Raw genomic sequence first — 17,063 nt, 5'->3', positions numbered from 1 at the left:
TTTCCGATGACAGTCAACGTCATCAGGCAGCTTCCCGATGACCATCGGAATCGGTACCATCGTGCGCTTGAAGACCGGCTGGCGCCGTGCCGACGCGCCGCCCGCGCCGGCCTTCGCACCATCGAATCCGCCATGTCCCGGGAACCCACACACTCCGCGCTGCTCTGGATCGTCGCCGCTGCGTTCTTCATGCAGTCGCTCGACACGACGATCGTCAACACCGCCCTGCCTTCGATCGCGCAAAGCCTGCACGCGTCGCCGCTCGCGATGCAGCCCGTCGTGGTCGTCTATACGCTGACGATGGCGATGCTCACGCCGGCGTCCGGCTGGCTGGCCGACCGGTTCGGCACGCGCCGCGTGTTCTCGATTGCGATTCTCGTGTTCGTGCTCGCATCGATCGGCTGCGCGGCGTCGCATACGCTCGGCCAGCTCGTCGCCGCGCGCGCGCTGCAGGGCATCGGCGGCTCGATGCTGCTGCCGATCGGGCGGCTCGCCGTGCTGCGCCGCGTGCCGGGCGAACAGTACGTCGCGGCGATCGCGTTCGTGTCGACCGCCGGCCAGCTCGGCCCGATCGTCGGGCCGACGCTCGGCGGCTGGCTCACGCAGGCGATTTCGTGGCACTGGGTGTTCATCGTCAACGTGCCGGTCGGCGTGGTCGGCTTCCTCGCCGTGCAGCGCTACCTGCCGCACGACCAGGCGACACAACCGCCGCCCTTCGATTTCGTCGGCTGTGCGCTGCTGTCGGTCGCGATGATCGCGCTGTCGCTCGCGATCGACCCGCCGATGCCCGCGCATCGCGCCGCATGGGCGGCCGGGCTCGCGGCGCTCGGGCTGGCGAGCGCGCTCGCGTACCTGCCGTACGCGCGGCGCCGCGCGCAGCCGCTGTTTCGGCTCGGGCTGTTCCGCGAGCCGAATTTCGGTTCGGGGCTGCTCGGCAACCTGCTGTGCCGGATCGGCACGAGCTCGGTGCCGTTCATGCTGCCGCTGCTGATGCAGGTGCAGCTCGGCTATACGCCGCTGCAATCGGGGCTGATGATGCTGCCGGCCGCGATCGCGGGGGTCATCGCGAAACGCTGGATCGCGCCGCTCGTGAAGCGCTTCGGCTATGCGGCGTTCCTGGTCGTGAATACGGGGATCGTCGGGTGCGCGATCGCGGGGTTCGCGCTGGTGTCGGTGCGGCCCGCGCCGCTACTGGAAAGCGTGCTGCTGATCGTGTTCGGCACCGCGAACTCGATGCAGTTCGCGGCGATGAACGGCGTGACGCTCAAGGGGCTGTCGCATGCCGATGCCGGCAGCGGCAACAGCCTGTTCACGATGATGCAGATGCTGGCGATGGGGCTCGGCGTGTCGATCGGCGGCGGCCTCGTCAACCTGTTTGCCGCCTATCGGGGCTCGATGGCGCACGGATTCATGCTGTCGTTCGCGTGCATGGGTGGGGTGACGCTGCTGTCGTCCGTCGTGTTCCGGCGAATCGATACGGCCGCGCCGCCGGCCGGTGCCGCAGCGCGCCCGTCCGCGTGAGCGCGGCCGTCAGTTCACCTGACGGCGCTCGACGACGCGCTTGAGCACCCAGCGAATCGACGAGCCGTCGGCCGGCGGCCGAGCCACGCGGTATTCGTCGATTTCACGCGTGTACTGGTATCCGGGCTGGTAAGCGAAGCCTTCGATGCCCGCGTACCACAGGCTCCACGGCTCGTTCGGGCCGTTTCGCACCTGCAGGCACTCCATCGGCGCGACGCCCGTGCATCGCGCGGATTGCGGCGCGACCTGGACGGTCCTGGTCACCGGCTTGCCGTCGGCCGGGCGCGCCGCGTTCGGCGCCGTGGTGACCGCGTCGGTCTGGCATCCGGCGAGGAGCGTGCTGCCGGCAATGACGGCCGCGCCGAGCAGCGTTCTGGATTGGCGAATCATCTGATGTTCCTCAGGAAGCGTTGGAGGGCCGATTAGAAATCGTCGCCGCGGGAAAGTTCACAAACACCTTACAGAAACGGGGCCGCCACCTTCATTCGTGGGATGTCGCGCGCGCGCCGGTCCGTTACCGTGATCCGGTTCAGCCGCACGCATCGCCGCCGGCGGCTCTCACGTGCACGCCGGACGGCGGGGCCTGTTCAGCCCTGCCGACCCGGTGCCCGCAACAGGAGACAACCCGAATGACCACGGCGCCCGCGGCCCTGCCGCCGTATCTCGCCCAGCGCGGGCCTGCGCACGCCCGACGGAATCGAGTGCGGTTTCCGCGTGTTCCCCGGCGGCAGCGCCGGATCGACGAGCACCGGCCGCCCGGAAAACCGCGACGACAAGGCGCAACGCATACCGGCCACGCGGATGGCGCGGCTCGGCAAGTCACCGCCACATCGCGAAAACGATGACGCGGCTGTGCGCGCCCGCCGCGCGCTTCATTACCGGTCAGGCGATCGCCGTCGACGGCGGGTTCACCGTGTGATGATCGTGTACCATCGACGCTTCCCGACTGGCCTGATCGCGCTGCATTCGTCCGCCCGCCTCCACGCGTACGATCCGCTCAGCACACCCCGCTTCGCATGACCTCACCCGTTCCGTCCGACGCCGCGCTGCGCCCGCTGCCGATCGATGCGCTGACCGTGCCGGCCGCGCTCGACGGACGCACGGGCACCAACCGCTCGACCGGCACGCATCCGCAGATTGCCGCGACCAACGACCTCGACGCGGTGCGCGCCTGGCTCGCGCGCTTCGTCGACACACCGACCACGTTCCAGAATTACCGCAAGGAAGCCGAGCGCCTGCTGCTGTGGGCCGTGATCGCGTGCGGCAAGCCGCTGTCGTCGCTTACGCACGAAGATCTGATCGTCTACCGGCAGTTCCTGCTCGCGCCCGCGCCGGCCGAGCTGTGGTGCGCGAACGGCGGACGCAAGCATCCGCGCGACGATCCGCGCTGGCGGCCGTTCTACGGGCCGCTGTCGGCGGCCAGCCAGCGGCAGGCGCTGGTGATCCTGAACGTGATGTTCTCGTGGCTCGTGCAGGCCGGTTACCTGGCCGGCAATCCGCTCGCGTTGTCGCGCCAGCGGCAGCGCCGGCCCGCACCGCGCGTCACGCGCCATCTCGGGCAACCGCTGTGGCAGTCGGTCAAGGAGGCGATCGCCGCGATGCCGCGCGACGACGCGCGGGCGGGCTTCCATGCGGACCGCGCGCGGTGGCTCTTCACGCTGCTGTATCTCGGCGGGCTGCGCATCACCGAAGCGGCCGACACGACGATGGGCCAGTTCTTCTGCCGGCGCGACGCGGACGGACGCGACCGCTGGTGGCTCGACGTGACGGGCAAAGGCGGCCGGCAGCGGCTCGTGCCGGCCACCGACGAAATGATGGCCGAGCTGTCGCGCTACCGGCGCGCGCACGGCCTGCCCGCGTTGCCGTCCGACGGCGAGTCCACGCCGCTCGTGCTGCCGGTCGGCCAGGCGCGCAAGCCGCTCACGCGCGCGGCGCTGCACCGGATCGTGAAGCAGGTGTTCCGGCACGCGGCCGACCGGCTGCGCGCGAACGGCGAAGCCGGCGAGCAGCAGGCACGCGTGCTCGAACAGGCATCCGCGCACTGGCTGCGCCACAGCGCGGGCTCGCACATGGCCGACGGCCGCGTCGACCTGCGGCTCGTGCGCGACAACCTCGGCCACGTGTCGCTCACGACGACGAGCCAGTACCTGCATGCGGACGACGACTGGCGGCATCGCGAGACGGAGGAGAAGCACCGGATCGGGTGGTAGGCGCGCACCGGCCTGACGGCTCCCGGCTCGCACGCCGCGTCGGCGCTCAGTGATCGAGTTCGAGCCCGCCCAGGCCGCCGTTGCTGCGGCATTTCGCGCGGTCGCTTTTCGCCGGCACGTCGATCTGGCCGCACAGCACGTCGATGCGCTTGCGGTAGCTGTCGATCAGGCACTGCGTCGTCGTGCAGCGGTTACGCGTCTTCAGCCACGCCCTCTGCGTCGCCATGAGCTGCTCGTGCTCGGGCGGATGCTCGACCGGATAGTTGCTGAAGTCGTCGAGCATGTGCTGGAAATCAGCGTTGAGCGCATCGTCGAGACGCGACAACGTCGGATTGGCGCAGATTTCACGCTCCACGAACGTGGACGCCTTCGTGCAGTTGAACGACGCGGCGTGCGCGCCGGTCATGCCGGCGACGACGGCCAGCGCAACGAGCCATGCTTTCATGTGGGTGCCGTAACGAAGAAATCGGCGGCCGCGGATCGGCTCGCCGTGGCGGACGAACGGGAATGCCCGTCGCCGGATGCCCGTCGCCGGAAGCCCGTCGCCGGGATCCGGCAGCTTAGGGCAACGTGCATCGCAGTTCAATACACGATGCCGCTTCCCCACACCCTCGCCGCACGCCGCGCGGCACGTCACGCCCGATCAGTACACGCCCACCCAGTGCCCGGGCACCCACGCCCAGTGATTGCCGGCCCACCGGTAATGCCCCTTCGCCCAGCGATAGCCCGGCGCGGGCATCGGCGGCGGCACCTCGACGACCGGTGCCGGCTGCGGCGGCCGCACGGGCTCGACCACGCAGGCGGACATCAGCGTCGCACTGGCCGCTACCAGCACGGTGAGCGAAACGGACCTGATCTTCATCATCTTGCATTCTCCCTTTTGTGTCGTGAATGAATCGGCGCGCATCACGCCGTGCCGCGAATCAGCCCGCTCATCGGCCGCATCGCGCCGCTTTCGGCGAACAGCGCGGACTCGGTGCGGTGCGGATCGAGCCGCAGGCTTTCGGCGGCGGCGCCCGAGATCAGCGCGTCGAGCGACGCGGTCGGCTTCAGGTCGCGCCCTTCGTACAGGTCGCCCGGCCGCAACCCCGGCCAGTCGGCGATCACGCGGCCGCCCGCGACCGCGCCGCCCGCGAGCATCGCGACCGACGCCTGCCCGTGATCGGTGCCGCCCGTGCCGTTCGCGGCGGCCGTGCGGCCGAACTCGGTCGCCACCAGCACCGTGGTCTGCTGCCATGCGGGCCCGAGGCCGTCGCGCAGCGCGGCGAGCAGCGTATCGAGCGCTTTCAGCTGATTCGCGAGCCGCGCGTTCTGCGCACTGTGCGTGTCCCAGCCGCCCGTTTCGATCATCGCGATGCGCGGGCCGTCGTCGCGCGCGAGAAACGTCGCGGCGAGCTTGCCGACACCCGCCGGATCCTGCCGCGCATGCGCATCGCCGGCGAGGCCGCGTGCATCCATCGCCGATTGCCACAACGGGCCGAGCTGCGCGTCGGCCTCGTAGAGCGCCGACACGCGCGCGAGCAGGTCGTCCGGCGCGGCCGGCAAACCGGACGGCGCGTACGACGCCGCCTGCACGGTGCCGCGCAGCGCGAGCGGCACGGTCGGTGCGAACGCGATCGCGCTTTCGCGCGTCGCCGGCAGCAGCGCGGCGAGCCGGTTCAGCCACCCGTCCTTCACCTGGTACGGCGCACGGCCGCCCGTCTCGAGCACGTTCTGGCCGTCGAAATGCGAGCGGTCGCGATACGGCGACGCGATCGCATGAACGAACAGCGCCTGCCCGTCGCGGTACAACTGCGCGGTCTGCACGAGCGACGGATGCAACGCGAACGTGCCGTCGAGCCGCGTCGCGGCCGCCGTGTCGATCGCCAGCGGGCCGCGCAGCGACGCATACGCGGGTTCGGCATACGGCACCAGGGTGTTCAGGCCGTCGGCGGCGCCGCGCTGGATCACGAACACGAAGCGCCGGTCGGTCTCGACGTTCGCGAATACGATCCGCGGCGCGACGAGCATCGCGCCGGCGCCGGCGGCCGCCACGCGCAGGAATTGTCGGCGGGACAGTGCCATGGTCATCTCCGTTGGAAATCGGGCGATACGAGCAGCAAGGCGAGCGACGTGGTCGCGCTTTCGGCACGCGACAACGCGGTCGCCGTCGGTGCGCTCAACGAACCCGCGAGCAGCGTATTGCCGAGCGTGCGCGGATCGAGCCGGTCGCCCGTGCGCGCGGCCAGCCGCTGCGCCAGCTCGACGCGGCGCACGAGCGCATCGGGCGCGGCCCAGCTCGCGGCCACGTCGTCGTAGCCGGCCGGCGAGCCCGGCCGCCACACCGGCTGGCCGAGCTGCGCGAGCAGCGGCGCGGCCTTCAGGTCGCCCGTGTCGTGCCAGCCGAGCCCGCGCAGCGAAGAAACGGCCCACTCCCACGGCGTCTTGAACTTGCGGTTGACCGGCGACCACGCATCGGGCGCGTCGACGAGCGCGCGATAGACGGTCGGCAAATCGCCGCCGCTCGCGTCGAATGCGCGGGCCAGCCGGTCGGTCAGCGCGGGCGGCGGATTGTCGGCGACGAAATGACGGGCGAGCTGGAACGCGATATGCCGACCGGTCGCCTCCGAATGCGCGAGGTCGTGCAGGATCGCGCGGGCCTGCGATTCGCCGGGCTGGTCGTAGCTGCGCCCCATCACGGTCCGCACGCCGGGCTCGTGCAGTTTCGGGCGAAACACGAACGCGCCGGGCGCCGCATCGCCGGGCTGCGGGCCGCGCCCGCCGGCGATGCTCCAGCCGGTCAGCGCGCGCGCGAATTCCGTCACGTCGGCTTGCGTATAACCCGTGCGTACGCCAAGCGTATGCAGTTCCATGATTTCGCGCGCGAGATTCTCGTTGAGCCCGCGCCTGCCCGACGGATTGCGCGCTTCGGCACGCAGCGCGGCCGGGCTGTCGGGGCCGACCGAGCGCGCCTGGTCGAGGAACAGCTGCATCGCGGGATGCTGCTCGACGGCAACCAGCATGTCCTCGAAACGGCCGAGCACGTGCGGGCGGATCGCGTCGCGTTCGAACGCGCCCGCGTAGGCCGCCACCGGCCCCTTGTCGACCGATACCGCGAAATGGTTCGCCCAGAAATGCACGAGACGCTCGACGAACGGCGCGGGCGTGTTCAACGCGCTGTTGACCCGCGCGACGACGGCGCTGCGATACGTGTCGTTGCCGTCGCGCCGGATCGACTGCTCGGTCGCGCGCTTCGTTGCGGGATCGTCGCCGGTCATCGCATTGCGCGCGTTCGCGAAGCGCGTGGCGAGCGCCACCGCGTCGGGCTCGCCGGCCCACGCGGCCGGCCGCGCTTCGTAACGGTCGAATTGCGCGACGAGCGCCGCCTTCGGGTCGGCAGGCGGCGCTTCGTCGGCCCGCGCGCCGAGACCGAAGCGGTTCAGCGCGATGGCGGCCGGGGTGATGTCGTTCGGGTGGTCCATGGCGGGGCTCTTGCGATGCGTACCCGTGTTAAACGTCGGCCGGCGGGAAATCCGTCGCCGGGAAGACGAATATTTCGGGTTTGTCGCGCGGACTTGAAAACGTGTGTGTCGCCGTTCGGGTTTCCAGCGCGGATTCGACCGGCGGTGGCCGCGCATCGACGGATCGCTCAGCCGCCGCAACGCCGCCCCGTGCCCCGCCGAGGGACGGGCACGCTTCGACATTCGGCCGACAGGCTTTCGCCCGCCTGACCGGCATGGGCCCGGCCGGATGGTGCGTCGGCCGAAACCCTGGACGGGTCGAATGCCGCCTTGTCGCCGATATCCGCCCGGCGCTTGCCGTTCCCGGAAAGCGGCCTAGACTCAATGGAATGTATCGCTCCGGGTCACGGAGGTATCGTCGCCCCGCCCCGGAGCAAGAATTCGACGCAACCGGAGATCGGCCGTGACCACGCTGCTCGCCATCCTGCTGCCGGCTCCCGTTGTCGCCTTTGCCGATCGATTCGCATGAAGGACGACGCGCGCGACCTCAGGCGCTACATCGGCGAAATCGTTCAGGTTGCCGAATCGCCTTGAACGCCGCGCGTCCGGTGGAACACGACGGTTCAGGCAGCCACGGCCCGGCACACTCGCGTCGACGTGGCGCCGCTACATTGAACAGGAGAAGCTGCCGCACTCCGGCCGGCCACGGCGGAATGCGCCGGCCACCGCTACGATGAACCCACTTCCCGTCAGCTTGCACGCGCGGTTTCGTTGCTTCGGTGCGAAGCGTCCGGCCATGCGCCGGGCACGCGCGTGGCTGCTCGCCGCGGCGTTGGCGCTGCACGGTTATCCCGCTCACGCGCAGGGCCAGCCGAGGGTCGTCGACGTCCCGACCCGTCCCGGAGTCACCCAGCGGTTTCTCTTCATCGCGCCGGATGCGCCGAAAGCCGCGGCCATCCTTTACGCCGGCGGACACGGCGGGCTGCAACTGGACCCGTCCGGCCGGTTCGGATGGGGCGCAGGCAACTTTCTCGTGCGCACCAGGCAGCTGTTCGTGAATGACGGTATCGCTGTCGCGGTCATCGATGCACCGAGCGACCGGCAATCCGCGCCCTACCTCAACGGCTTTCGACTCTCGAAGGAACACGCCGACGACGCGCGTGCCGTGATCGCGTGGTTGAGGGAGCAACTGCACGTGCCGGTCTGGCTGGTCGGGACGAGCCGCGGCACCCAGTCCGCCGCTGCCGTTGCGATCGCGCTGGCCGGTGGCGGCGGGCCGGACGGTATCGTGCTGACGTCCACGATCCTCCGTGAAGATCGAGGCGGTACCGCGGTCACCGACATGAACCTGGCCAGCCTCAGGATTCCGGTGCTCGTCGTTCATCACCAGAACGACGGCTGCAAGCATTGCCCCGTGTCCGAAACGGATACGCTGTTGAAGAAACTGGATGCATCGCCGAAGGCCGAACGGATGATCGTGTCGGGCGGCACGTCCCGGGGCGATCCGTGCGAAGCGTTCGCCTATCACGGCTTCAACGGCCTGGAGAGCAGCGTGGTCGACGCGATCTCCGCGTGGATGCTGGCACGTTGAACGTATCCGTCGCGTTACGCGGCCGTGGTCGCGTTGCGATCGTTCGCGAAAGCGTGCCTGAAAGCATCGCCGACCAGCGTTCCGCGTACGCGTTGCACAGCGCAGGAAAGGCGCGCCGCCGCACGTCTCCCGCGCCGCGTTTCCTTACTGACTCCCCGCCTCGCCCTGCTTCTTCTGCAACCTCGGCGGCAACCGCCAGTTGCCGCTACGCCGCAACCCGTCGACGAACTTCGCGCGCTCGTCCGGCGTCAGCGTCGCCGCGAAATCGACGACGCTGCGCTCCACCTGCGCACGCAGCGCGGTATCGGCCGCACGCGTGCGGTCGAGCGCGGCGTCGATCGCCGTGCGATCGAGTTGCGGCGCGGCGAGCAGATCCAGCACGGTGATCCGGTCGTCGCGCCCTTCCCGCGCGAAATCGCGACCGTCCTTGCGTGCCGCCTTCAGCGCGGCGGCGAATTCCTGCCGGCGCGTGTCCGGCAACTCGTCCGCGGCGAAACGCAATGCGGTGCGCGACGCAGGCGCGCCCGCGGCCCGCAGGTCGCGATGCGTCGAGAACCACTGATACGCGCCGCCGCCGATCGCGCCGAGCATGAATACGTTCAGCACGACCGAACCGACGAGGACGAATTTCCAGCCACGCTCACTCATTCATCACTCCAGTCCACGCTCGGTCCGCCGAACGTCGTTGTCAGGTAGCCCTGCTCGTGCGCAGGCGGCACGCTCCCGAGCATCAGCATCGACACGGCCACCGCGCCCGCGAGCGCGCCGGCCAGGCCCACGCCCGCGAATGCCGCACCCGACCACCACACGGTGCCCCGCCGCCGCGTGCGCCGCGGAGCGGGCGCCGTCGCGACGATGCGCTCGACGAGCGCCGGCGCGGGCGGTGCGACCGTATCGCTGGCGAGCCACGCGTCGAGTTCGGCGGCATCGTCCAGCGCCGCCAACGCGTCGCCCGGATGCGCGCGCGCCCATGCCTCGGCGGCCGCGCGCTCGCCGTCCGGCCAGCGCCGCGCATCCGAGCCGTACGCGGCGACGATGGTACGAAATCGTTCGGGTGTCATCGGATGTCCTCGCTAGGTGAATCGCCGGCCAGTTGCGCGCGCAAGTTTCGCCGCGCGCGCGCGAGCAGGCTTTCCAGCGCGTCGACGGTAATGCCCATCAGGTCGGCCGCCTCCATGTTCGACATGTCCTGATAGTACTGGAGCACGAGCGCTTCGCGCTGCCGCGCCGGCAACGCCGCGAGCGCCTGCCGCACGCGCGCGTCGCGCGAGCGGGTCTCCGCGCGGGTGGCCGGCTCCGGTTGCGGATCGGGCACGTCGGGCAACACGTCGACCGGTTCCTCGCGGCGGCCGCGCAAGCGGTCGTAGCACAGGTTCAGCACGACGCGATGCAGCCACGTGTCGAACCGCGCCTCGCCCTCGCGCCAGCCCGGCGCCTGTTTCCAGATCCGCAAGAACGTCTCCTGTGCGACGTCCTCGGCTTCCGTGCGGTCGCCGAGCATGCGCGTCGCGAGTGCGAGCAGCCGCGGCAGCTTGCGCGCGACGAGCACGCGCACGGCCGACGCGTCGCGCGCGCCGACCCGTGCCACCAGCGCGGCGTCCGGATCGCCGTCGCTCAACGCGGGGCGCTCCAGCGCATCGCGCGTCTGTGCCGCGGCGCGCTCGTGAATGCGCCTGTCGGCAGACCGAAGCTCATCGTCGTGCTCTCCTTGCATGCGCCGCGCCATTACCCGGCCCCGCCACACCGGCGGTTCGGGATCGCCGCACGCATCGCGTACGGCATCGGCAAGGTCCGTTTCATCGGCATCGGTTTCAGGCCGCATGGCGATCGTGTCGATCGGTTCGATCGGATGCCGGCCGCCCGGTCGCGCGAGCGGCGGCCGGCGCGCTCAATATACGACGACCGGCGCGGGCCGGTAATAGACCGGACGCGCCGGCACCACGACACAGCCGGCCAGCACGATGGCTGCGGCTGCCAGTATCACCACGGTTCGAAAGGGCATGGCTGCGACTCATGACGTTGCGGGAAGGCGCCGCCGCGCCGGCACCGCGTGCCGTGCGGCGGCATGCGCATCAGGCCCAGTGACCCGGAACCCAGCGCCACGCCGGACCGCGCGCGGCCCAGTGGCCCGGCACCCAGTGATAACCGACGCGAACCACTTGCCAGTGGCCTGGAATCCAGACATAGCGGCCCTGGCGCCAGTGCCAGTGGCCCTGGTCCCACACGTAGCCCGCGCGCGGCGCCGGCATCACTTCGACGCGAGGCGGCGGCGGCGCGTAAGGCGCGACGATGACGGCCTGCGCGAACGCAGCGGACGCAGCCAGCGCGGCCACGCATGCCGTGGCAAACCGCAACGGAATGGAAAGCTTCATGAAAGACTCCGACGTAGCAGTTATCGACCGGAAGCGGCCGTTCATGCGTTAAACGGTGCAGGTGATCAGAATCCGTCGCGATGTCGGCAAATAAATATCGGCCGAAGCGGACGCGCGTCGCCGCGGGCCGGATGCCCCGATCCGCAAGCTCGGCAGGCGCCGGCGCTCCCGCGGGGTTGCCGTGCTGTCACAACCCGGCAAAACTGCGCTTCGACAATGTCCGGCACCGGGATCCCGCTCGTTTCCGGCCCACGCCCCGGCCACGCTTACGCACGGCCGGGCGGTTCCGCATCTCGCGTCTCCATCCACGAAAACACCGACCATGTCGAACCAGGACAACTCCCCGATCCAGCCGAACGAGCCCGCCGCATCCGTCTCGCGCCGCGGCTTCCTGAAACTCGCCGGCGTATCCGGCCTCGCCACCGCCGCCGGTGGCCTCGCGGCAGCCCGGGCCGCCGCGTCGACCCCGGACGGCACGCCCGAACAGGTCCACCTGACGTGGGGCAACGACCCGGCGTCGGAAGTCGTGATCTCGTGGGCGTCGCTCGCGTCGGCCGTCAATCCGCGCGCGCGCATCGTCGCCGACGGCGAGCCGCCGCGCACCGTGCATGGCGTCCAGCGCCTGTACACCGACGGCCTGAACGGCGAGACCGTGTTCGCGTACCACGCGCGCGTGCACGGGCTGAAGCCGAATACGCGCTACCGCTACGAGATCACGGCCGACAACGACAGCAATGCCGCGCAGCCGTTCTCCGCGAATTTCTCGACCGCACCGCGCGGCCGCGCGCCGTTCCGCTTCACGAGCTACGGCGACCTTGCGACGCCGAACGGTGCCTGGGTGCTGTCGTCGCCGCAGAGCCGCTTCGCGGTGCAGGCCGTCGAGCAGTTCCAGCCGCTGTTCCACCTGCTGAACGGCGACCTCTGCTACGCGAACCTGAACCCCGCGCACCAGCCCGAGGTGTGGCGCGATTTCGGCAACAACAACCAGACGTCGGCCGCGAATCGTCCGTGGATGCCGTGTCCCGGCAACCATGAGATCGAGTTCAACAATGGTCCGCAGGGGCTCGACTCGTATCTCGCGCGCTATACGCTGCCGGAGAACGGCACGCGCTTCCCGGGCCGCTGGTACAGCTTCCGCGTGAGCTCGGTGCTGTTCGTGTCGCTCGACGCCGACGACGTCGTGTACCAGGATGCCGCCGCGTTCGTCGGCGGCCCCGCGCCGCTCGTGCCGGCCGCGAGCACGGGCCGCCCGCCGATCGAGCCCGGCACGTCGTTCTACGTGCGCGGCTACAGCAACGGCGAGCAGACGCGCTGGCTCGAACACACGCTGCGTCATGCCGCGCACGACGACGACATCGACTGGATCGTCGTGCAGATGCACCAGGACGCGCTCAGTTCGTCGAAGACGGGCAACGGTTCCGACAAGGGCATTCGCGAAGCGTGGCTGCCGCTGTTCGACCGTTACGGCGTCGACCTCGTGCTGTGCGGCCACGATCACGACTACGAGCGCAGCTACCCGGTACGCGGCTGCAATCACCGCGCGGGCGTCGATGCGACGACCGGCGAAGTGGTCGAGACGCTGCAGCCGCGCCCGGTCGGATCGAACGACCCGGACCGCACGACGTTCGACACGAGCCACGGCACGATCCACCTGATCCTGGGCGGCGGCGGCACCAGCGCGCCGCTGGACGTATACGGCGAGAACCCGGCGACCGGCTTTGCGCGGGCAAAGGTGTTCACGAAGCCCAACCGGCCGGTGCCGGGCACGGCGCCGAATACGTTCGTGCGCCAGCCGGCCGATGCGCTCGAGGATGCGATCTGGTCCGCGCGTCGCGATACCGGCACCGGCTACGGGATTGCCGTGTTCGACCACGACCCGGGCAAGCCGGGCGGGCATACGACGATCACGATGCGCTACTACCACGCACCGGGCGCCGACCAGCACCCGACCGCTGACTACACGCTGTTCGAGACGATCGAGCTGAGCAAGAAGCGCAACGACCGGTGATCGGTCAGGCGCCCGTTGCGACGGGCGCCTGACGCCGTGCGCGCGGGATTCGTTGCATGCGCAACGTCATGGGGCAATCAGGATGCCGCGGTTCGCGAAGTAGCGGTCGAACGTGGCGCGCGGCATCGCCACATTGCGCTGCGTGCGCACGTCGAACCCGGACGGGTTGTGGAACAGCCAGTCGCCGGTGTCGCGGTTCGCGCCGAACACGAGCACCAGATGCCCGCCCCGCGACGGCGGCTCGAAGCCGTCGTGCCGGATGCCGGGATGCACCGACGCCATCAGCATGTGCCCGTCATGCAGCTTCGGTTCGAGCGCGGCCGAATCGATCCCTTCCACCACATCGCCGTCGATCCCGTAGCGCTCGCGCACCCAGTGCACGAAGGGCCGGTAATGCAGACGCTTGCCCGTGTCGCCGAGTTCGGGCCGGTAGACGCCGAACCCGACGGCCTCGCGTACCAGTTCGAGCAGCGGCACGATCGTGTTCGAGCGGTATGCGAGCAGCATCTTCAGGCACGCGATACCGCAGATGTTCGGGCTCCACTGCGCGTATTCTTCCGGCGTGCTTGCGCCGGAGCGATGCCACAACGGGTCGTCCTCCGCGCGCAATTCGCGGGACACGAACCGCGAAACCAGGTGCATCGATTCCCACTGCGAGAAATACGGCACTTCTTTCATGGCTTCCCTCCCTGAAAGCGCGATACGGGCGACGGGCTTCAACGAAAACCGGACCAACTGCTCGATGCGAATCTGCCACGCGACTATACCGCGATGGCGCACGGGGACTTGTTGTACGCCCATCACAAGCCATTGCGCGACGACACGCGGTAGACTGCGCGCCTCGTACTCCGCCATGAGCGGGACGTTCGCGACCGTCAACTGCTTCAGCGAAGACGACGGGACGACGCCGTTCGGCGACGACGACGCGTCCGGGATCGGCGTGTCACGGCCGCCGATCCCGGTGCGCGGCCGGCACACCGGGATCGAGACCATCCGGATCGACGTACCCGTGGGTCCCGCGCAAGCGGAACCGAATCATCCGATAGCGAATTTGAATGTTGAAACAGGCAGGACGCATGAAGCACAAGAATAAGGCAACGCTCGCCGGGCTCGGCGCGGTGTTGTTGTGGGCCTCCGTGGTCGCCCTCGTTCGTGGAGTCAGCGAAAGCCTCGGCGCGACCGGTGGCGCCGCGATGATCTATACGGTGGCGTCCGTGCTTCTGCTGTTCTCGGTCGGTTTCCCCGACCTGAGCCGGTTCCCGAAAAACTATCTGCTCTGGGGCGGGCTGCTGTTCGTCTCGTACGAGGTGTGCCTGTCGCTGTCGATCGGCTATGCCAGCAACGGCCGGCAGGCGATCGAAGTCGCGATGGTCAACTATCTGTGGCCGAGCTTCACGCTGGTCGCGGCAATCGTGTTCAACAAGCAGCGCGCCAACCTGCTGGTCGTGCCCGGCGTCCTGCTGTCGATGCTCGGGATCTGCCGGGTGCTCGGCGGCGACCAGGGGCTCGATCCGGCCGGCATGCTGCGCAACGTCACGGACAATCCGCTGAGCTACGGCCTCGCGTTCTTCGGCGCGCTGATCTGGGCCGGCTATTGCACGGTGACGGCGCGCATCGCGGACGGCAAGAACGGCGTCACGCCGTTCTTCATGCTGGTTGCGCTGGCGCTCTGGATCAAGTTCGCGGTCGAAGGCGGCGGCGGCATGACGTTCAGCCTGCAAGCGGCCATCTATATCGTGCTGGCGGCATCGGCGCTGGGGTTCGGCTATGCGGCCTGGAACACCGGCATCATGCACGGCAACGTGACGATCATCGTCGGCGCATCGTATTTCACCCCGGTACTCGCCGCCATGCTCGCCGCGACGCTGCTGCATGCGCCGCTGTCGATCGAATTCTGGCAAGGCGCGTCGATGGTATGCGGCGGGTCGATCCTGTGCTGGCTCGCGACGCGCGGCCGGCGCAACGCAAAAGCCACGCCCGTGCGGGTCGGCAACGAAGCGCAGGGCAACAGACTGGGCTGACGAAACCGGGCGCGTTCGTCACGATGCAACTCGGAAGCCCCCTGCGATCCCGCAACCCGTCGGCCACTCACTCGCGTCAGTTGCGCGACTCCAGTGCGATACGCACGGCGAGTCCCGCCAGCACCGTGCCCATCAACCAGCGCTGAACCGACGCCCAGACCGGCCGCCCCGCCAGGAAACCCGCGATGGCGCCGGCCATGCAGGCAATCAGCGCATTCACGCTGACGCTCACCGCGATCTGCACGCTGCCGAGCGCCAGCGATTGCGCGAGCACGCTGCCGTGCCCCGGCGAAATGAACTGCGGCAGCAGCGACAGATACATCACCGCGATCTTCGGATTCGCGAGGTTCGTGACGAAGCCCATCGTGAAGAGCCTGGCGCGGCTATCGTGCGGCAGTTGCCTGACCTGGAACGCCGAGCGGCCGCCCGGCTTCAGCGCCTGCCACGCCAGGTACGCCAGATAAAGCGCACCGGCAAAGCGCAGCACGTCGTACGCATACGGCACGGCCAACACCAGCGCTGTGATGCCCAGCGCCGCGCACACCATGTAGAAGACGAACCCCAGCGCAACGCCGCCGAGCGACACCAGCCCGGCACGGCGGCCCTGGCAGATCGAGCGCGACACCAGGTAGATCATGTTCGGCCCGGGTGTCAGCACCATGCCGAGCGACACGAGTCCGAATGCAAGCAAGGTAGGCAAGGCCGGCACGGCAATCTCCTTCGGGGCAAAGCGGTCAGGGGCGAGTTCGATCAATGTATTGCATCTCGATCACCACCGGCATGAATAAACTGCAAGCCGCCCATGAGCGCTTTTCATCGCACCGGCCGTTCGTTACCGGCTCCTTTTCGCGCGCGCGTGAATCGCCTTCGCCGCCTTCGCGCGTTGCGCGTCGACGAGCCGCACGAACGCATCGGCGATCGCATTGCCGGACGTGTTCCACGACAGCCGGACGGAACGATGCAGCCGTGGCGAAAGCGCCAGCACGCGGCCGCCGAACGGGGTGTACGTGAGCGTGATGCGCGGAACGATCGACACGCCCATGCCGGCCTCCGCCATCGACAGGATGGTGCGCATCTCGACCACGTTGAACGCAGCGTGCAGCGGCGTGCCGCTGCGCGCGAAGTAATCCGCGATCACGGGCCCGCATCCTGCCTTCGAGAAAATGAACGGGGCCGCGGACAACTGCTTCGCCGACACGCTCTTGCGGGCCGTGAACATGCCATCCGCCGCCACCGCGACGAAGTCCTCGTCGAGCAGCGGCAGCGTGTGCGCGAAGGTCTTCGTGCCGGCCACCACGCCGACGTCGGCGGTACCGTCCTCGATCCACCCTTCGACTTCGCTGTCCGTGCCTTCGAGCAGCACCGCCGACACGCCCTGGTGCATCTCCTTCAGCGCCTCGAGTGCCGGCACGACGAATGCCAGCGACACGCTTGGCAGCGACGCGACCACCAGCTTCCCTTCGAGCTTGCCGCGCGACAGGCTGAACTGCTGGCGCAGCAACTGCGCTTCGCGCACCACGTTCTGGATGTACGGCCACAGGCGTTCGCCCGCCGGCGTCAGGACGACCGGCTGACGGTCGCGCCAGAGCAGCTTGACCTCCGTGACGTCTTCCAGCTCGGTCAGCGCATGACTGATCGCGGATTGACTGCGGCTCAGCCGGTCGGCCGCGGCCGTGAGCGAGCCGAGTTCGACCACGGCCGCCAGGGCCTGCAACTGCGCAAGGGTCATCGGATCTCCTTGTTCCAGTAGATGCATATCGCGCATGAAGCGATACACGGTCATGAATTATATTGAACCGCGCACATGATCGCGCCGCCGATACCGGCGGCACGCCGCGCCCCGCGCCGAATATCCTCCGCAACGCTCGGGTAAGATGCATCCTCGAACCGCGCGTCGATT

Annotated in this window: 19 protein-coding genes; 7 read left to right on the top strand and 12 right to left on the bottom strand. The window is 69.2% G+C overall.

All coding sequences use genetic code 11. The annotated features are described in order from the left end of the window. Nucleotides 1-132 precede the first annotated feature (132 nt). A complete protein-coding gene (locus APZ15_RS30800) occupies nt 133-1,521 on the top strand; it encodes a DHA2 family efflux MFS transporter permease subunit (protein ID WP_027791768.1) in 1,389 nt (462 codons plus the stop codon). Nucleotides 1,522-1,530: 9 nt separating this feature from the next. Here APZ15_RS30800 and APZ15_RS30795 read toward each other — a convergent pair whose 3' ends face one another. Further along, nucleotides 1,531-1,911, bottom strand: coding sequence for a DUF4377 domain-containing protein (locus APZ15_RS30795; RefSeq protein ID WP_027791769.1), 381 nt, complete (start codon nt 1,909-1,911; stop codon nt 1,531-1,533). 172 nt (nt 1,912-2,083) lie between these two features. On the opposite strand from APZ15_RS30795, the gene APZ15_RS42635 reads away from it, so the two are divergent. Next, nucleotides 2,084-2,440, top strand: coding sequence for an SDR family oxidoreductase (locus tag APZ15_RS42635; protein ID WP_335338884.1), 357 nt, complete (start codon nt 2,084-2,086; stop codon nt 2,438-2,440). A 97-nt stretch (nt 2,441-2,537) separates the two neighbouring features. Beyond that, nucleotides 2,538-3,731 (top strand): tyrosine-type recombinase/integrase, encoded by a 1,194-nt coding sequence (locus tag APZ15_RS30790; RefSeq protein ID WP_027791770.1) that lies wholly within the window; start codon nt 2,538-2,540, stop codon nt 3,729-3,731. A gap of 46 nt (nt 3,732-3,777) precedes the next feature. Here the strand turns inward: APZ15_RS30790 and APZ15_RS30785 are convergent, their stop codons facing one another. The 4 genes from APZ15_RS30785 to APZ15_RS30770 form a co-directional block, all read right to left on the bottom strand. Beyond that, complete coding sequence (locus APZ15_RS30785) at nt 3,778-4,176, bottom strand: lysozyme inhibitor LprI family protein (protein ID WP_027791771.1); 399 nt, start codon at nt 4,174-4,176, stop codon at nt 3,778-3,780. Nucleotides 4,177-4,374: 198 nt separating this feature from the next. Next, on the bottom strand, nt 4,375-4,593 hold the full coding sequence (locus APZ15_RS30780) for a YXWGXW repeat-containing protein (RefSeq protein WP_027791772.1): 219 nt from the start codon (nt 4,591-4,593) through the stop codon (nt 4,375-4,377). A gap of 44 nt (nt 4,594-4,637) precedes the next feature. After that, on the bottom strand, nt 4,638-5,795 hold the full coding sequence (locus APZ15_RS30775) for a DUF1501 domain-containing protein (RefSeq protein ID WP_034196061.1): 1,158 nt from the start codon (nt 5,793-5,795) through the stop codon (nt 4,638-4,640). Between the two features lie 2 nt (nt 5,796-5,797). Beyond that, a complete protein-coding gene (locus APZ15_RS30770; protein WP_027791774.1) occupies nt 5,798-7,192 on the bottom strand; it encodes a DUF1800 domain-containing protein in 1,395 nt (464 codons plus the stop codon). 775 nt (nt 7,193-7,967) lie between these two features. Between APZ15_RS30770 and APZ15_RS30765 the strand changes: the two genes are divergently transcribed. Next, nucleotides 7,968-8,762, top strand: a complete 795-nt coding sequence (locus APZ15_RS30765) for an alpha/beta hydrolase (protein ID WP_027791775.1) — start codon at nt 7,968-7,970, stop codon at nt 8,760-8,762. Nucleotides 8,763-8,906: 144 nt separating this feature from the next. Here APZ15_RS30765 and APZ15_RS30760 read toward each other — a convergent pair whose 3' ends face one another. The 4 genes from APZ15_RS30760 to APZ15_RS30745 all read right to left on the bottom strand — a co-directional run bounded on the left by APZ15_RS30760 (nt 8,907) and on the right by APZ15_RS30745 (nt 11,134). Next, a complete protein-coding gene (locus APZ15_RS30760; protein ID WP_027791776.1) occupies nt 8,907-9,410 on the bottom strand; it encodes a periplasmic heavy metal sensor in 504 nt (167 codons plus the stop codon). After that, entirely contained in the window at nt 9,407-9,823 is a 417-nt protein-coding gene (locus APZ15_RS30755; RefSeq protein WP_027791777.1) for a hypothetical protein, read from the bottom strand. Before APZ15_RS30755 ends, APZ15_RS30760 begins: the two co-directional genes overlap by 4 nt. Next, on the bottom strand, nt 9,820-10,584 hold the full coding sequence (locus APZ15_RS30750; protein ID WP_080981954.1) for an RNA polymerase sigma factor: 765 nt from the start codon (nt 10,582-10,584) through the stop codon (nt 9,820-9,822). Before APZ15_RS30750 ends, APZ15_RS30755 begins: the two co-directional genes overlap by 4 nt. A 250-nt stretch (nt 10,585-10,834) precedes the next feature. Continuing rightward, the gene (locus tag APZ15_RS30745; RefSeq protein ID WP_027791779.1) at nt 10,835-11,134 is read right to left on the bottom strand and encodes a YXWGXW repeat-containing protein; all 300 of its coding nucleotides are present in this window, start codon (nt 11,132-11,134) and stop codon (nt 10,835-10,837) included. A 322-nt stretch (nt 11,135-11,456) separates the two neighbouring features. Between APZ15_RS30745 and APZ15_RS30740 the strand changes: the two genes are divergently transcribed. Then, nucleotides 11,457-13,142, top strand: a complete 1,686-nt coding sequence (locus tag APZ15_RS30740; RefSeq protein ID WP_027791780.1) for a purple acid phosphatase family protein — start codon at nt 11,457-11,459, stop codon at nt 13,140-13,142. Nucleotides 13,143-13,208: 66 nt separating this feature from the next. On the opposite strand, the gene APZ15_RS30735 is transcribed toward APZ15_RS30740, so the two are convergent. Next, the gene (locus tag APZ15_RS30735; protein WP_027791781.1) at nt 13,209-13,820 is read right to left on the bottom strand and encodes a C39 family peptidase; all 612 of its coding nucleotides are present in this window, start codon (nt 13,818-13,820) and stop codon (nt 13,209-13,211) included. Between the two features lie 175 nt (nt 13,821-13,995). Here APZ15_RS30735 and APZ15_RS41355 point away from each other — a divergent pair, with 175 nt between their 5' ends. Continuing rightward, nucleotides 13,996-14,235 (top strand): hypothetical protein, encoded by a 240-nt coding sequence (locus APZ15_RS41355; RefSeq protein WP_138143373.1) that lies wholly within the window; start codon nt 13,996-13,998, stop codon nt 14,233-14,235. Further along, a complete protein-coding gene (gene yddG / locus APZ15_RS30730; protein ID WP_027791782.1) occupies nt 14,219-15,163 on the top strand; it encodes an aromatic amino acid DMT transporter YddG in 945 nt (314 codons plus the stop codon). Before APZ15_RS41355 ends, yddG begins: the two co-directional genes overlap by 17 nt. A gap of 76 nt (nt 15,164-15,239) precedes the next feature. Here the strand turns inward: yddG and APZ15_RS30725 are convergent, their stop codons facing one another. Both APZ15_RS30725 and APZ15_RS30720 read right to left on the bottom strand, forming a co-directional pair. After that, the gene (locus tag APZ15_RS30725; protein ID WP_027791783.1) at nt 15,240-15,872 is read right to left on the bottom strand and encodes a LysE family translocator; all 633 of its coding nucleotides are present in this window, start codon (nt 15,870-15,872) and stop codon (nt 15,240-15,242) included. A gap of 123 nt (nt 15,873-15,995) precedes the next feature. Then, complete coding sequence (locus APZ15_RS30720; protein WP_027791784.1) at nt 15,996-16,892, bottom strand: LysR family transcriptional regulator; 897 nt, start codon at nt 16,890-16,892, stop codon at nt 15,996-15,998. Nucleotides 16,893-17,063: the final 171 nt, after the last annotated feature.

Source organism: Burkholderia cepacia ATCC 25416, assembly GCF_001411495.1.
Taxonomy (GTDB): Bacteria; Pseudomonadota; Gammaproteobacteria; order Burkholderiales; family Burkholderiaceae; genus Burkholderia; species Burkholderia cepacia.
The sequence above is the reverse complement of the archived record's forward strand: the minus strand, read 5'-3'. Positions and strand labels throughout refer to the sequence as shown.

What these genes read in the sequence shown, in the direction of transcription:
- APZ15_RS30770 (WP_027791774.1), bottom strand. Translation starts at nt 7,192, where the DNA reads ATGGACCACCCGAACGACATCACCCCGGCCGCCATCGCGCTGAACCGC.
- APZ15_RS30735 (WP_027791781.1), bottom strand. Translation starts at nt 13,820, where the DNA reads ATGAAAGAAGTGCCGTATTTCTCGCAGTGGGAATCGATGCACCTGGTT.
- APZ15_RS30750 (WP_080981954.1), bottom strand. Translation starts at nt 10,584, where the DNA reads ATGCGGCCTGAAACCGATGCCGATGAAACGGACCTTGCCGATGCCGTA.
- APZ15_RS30760 (WP_027791776.1), bottom strand. Translation starts at nt 9,410, where the DNA reads ATGAGTGAGCGTGGCTGGAAATTCGTCCTCGTCGGTTCGGTCGTGCTG.
- APZ15_RS30720 (WP_027791784.1), bottom strand. Translation starts at nt 16,892, where the DNA reads ATGACCCTTGCGCAGTTGCAGGCCCTGGCGGCCGTGGTCGAACTCGGC.
- APZ15_RS30790 (WP_027791770.1), top strand. Translation starts at nt 2,538, where the DNA reads ATGACCTCACCCGTTCCGTCCGACGCCGCGCTGCGCCCGCTGCCGATC.
- APZ15_RS30800 (WP_027791768.1), top strand. Translation starts at nt 133, where the DNA reads ATGTCCCGGGAACCCACACACTCCGCGCTGCTCTGGATCGTCGCCGCT.
- APZ15_RS30765 (WP_027791775.1), top strand. Translation starts at nt 7,968, where the DNA reads ATGCGCCGGGCACGCGCGTGGCTGCTCGCCGCGGCGTTGGCGCTGCAC.
- APZ15_RS30780 (WP_027791772.1), bottom strand. Translation starts at nt 4,593, where the DNA reads ATGAAGATCAGGTCCGTTTCGCTCACCGTGCTGGTAGCGGCCAGTGCG.
- yddG (WP_027791782.1), top strand. Translation starts at nt 14,219, where the DNA reads ATGAAGCACAAGAATAAGGCAACGCTCGCCGGGCTCGGCGCGGTGTTG.
- APZ15_RS30745 (WP_027791779.1), bottom strand. Translation starts at nt 11,134, where the DNA reads ATGAAGCTTTCCATTCCGTTGCGGTTTGCCACGGCATGCGTGGCCGCG.
- APZ15_RS30740 (WP_027791780.1), top strand. Translation starts at nt 11,457, where the DNA reads ATGTCGAACCAGGACAACTCCCCGATCCAGCCGAACGAGCCCGCCGCA.
- APZ15_RS41355 (WP_138143373.1), top strand. Translation starts at nt 13,996, where the DNA reads ATGAGCGGGACGTTCGCGACCGTCAACTGCTTCAGCGAAGACGACGGG.
- APZ15_RS30795 (WP_027791769.1), bottom strand. Translation starts at nt 1,911, where the DNA reads ATGATTCGCCAATCCAGAACGCTGCTCGGCGCGGCCGTCATTGCCGGC.
- APZ15_RS30785 (WP_027791771.1), bottom strand. Translation starts at nt 4,176, where the DNA reads ATGAAAGCATGGCTCGTTGCGCTGGCCGTCGTCGCCGGCATGACCGGC.
- APZ15_RS30775 (WP_034196061.1), bottom strand. Translation starts at nt 5,795, where the DNA reads ATGGCACTGTCCCGCCGACAATTCCTGCGCGTGGCGGCCGCCGGCGCC.
- APZ15_RS30755 (WP_027791777.1), bottom strand. Translation starts at nt 9,823, where the DNA reads ATGACACCCGAACGATTTCGTACCATCGTCGCCGCGTACGGCTCGGAT.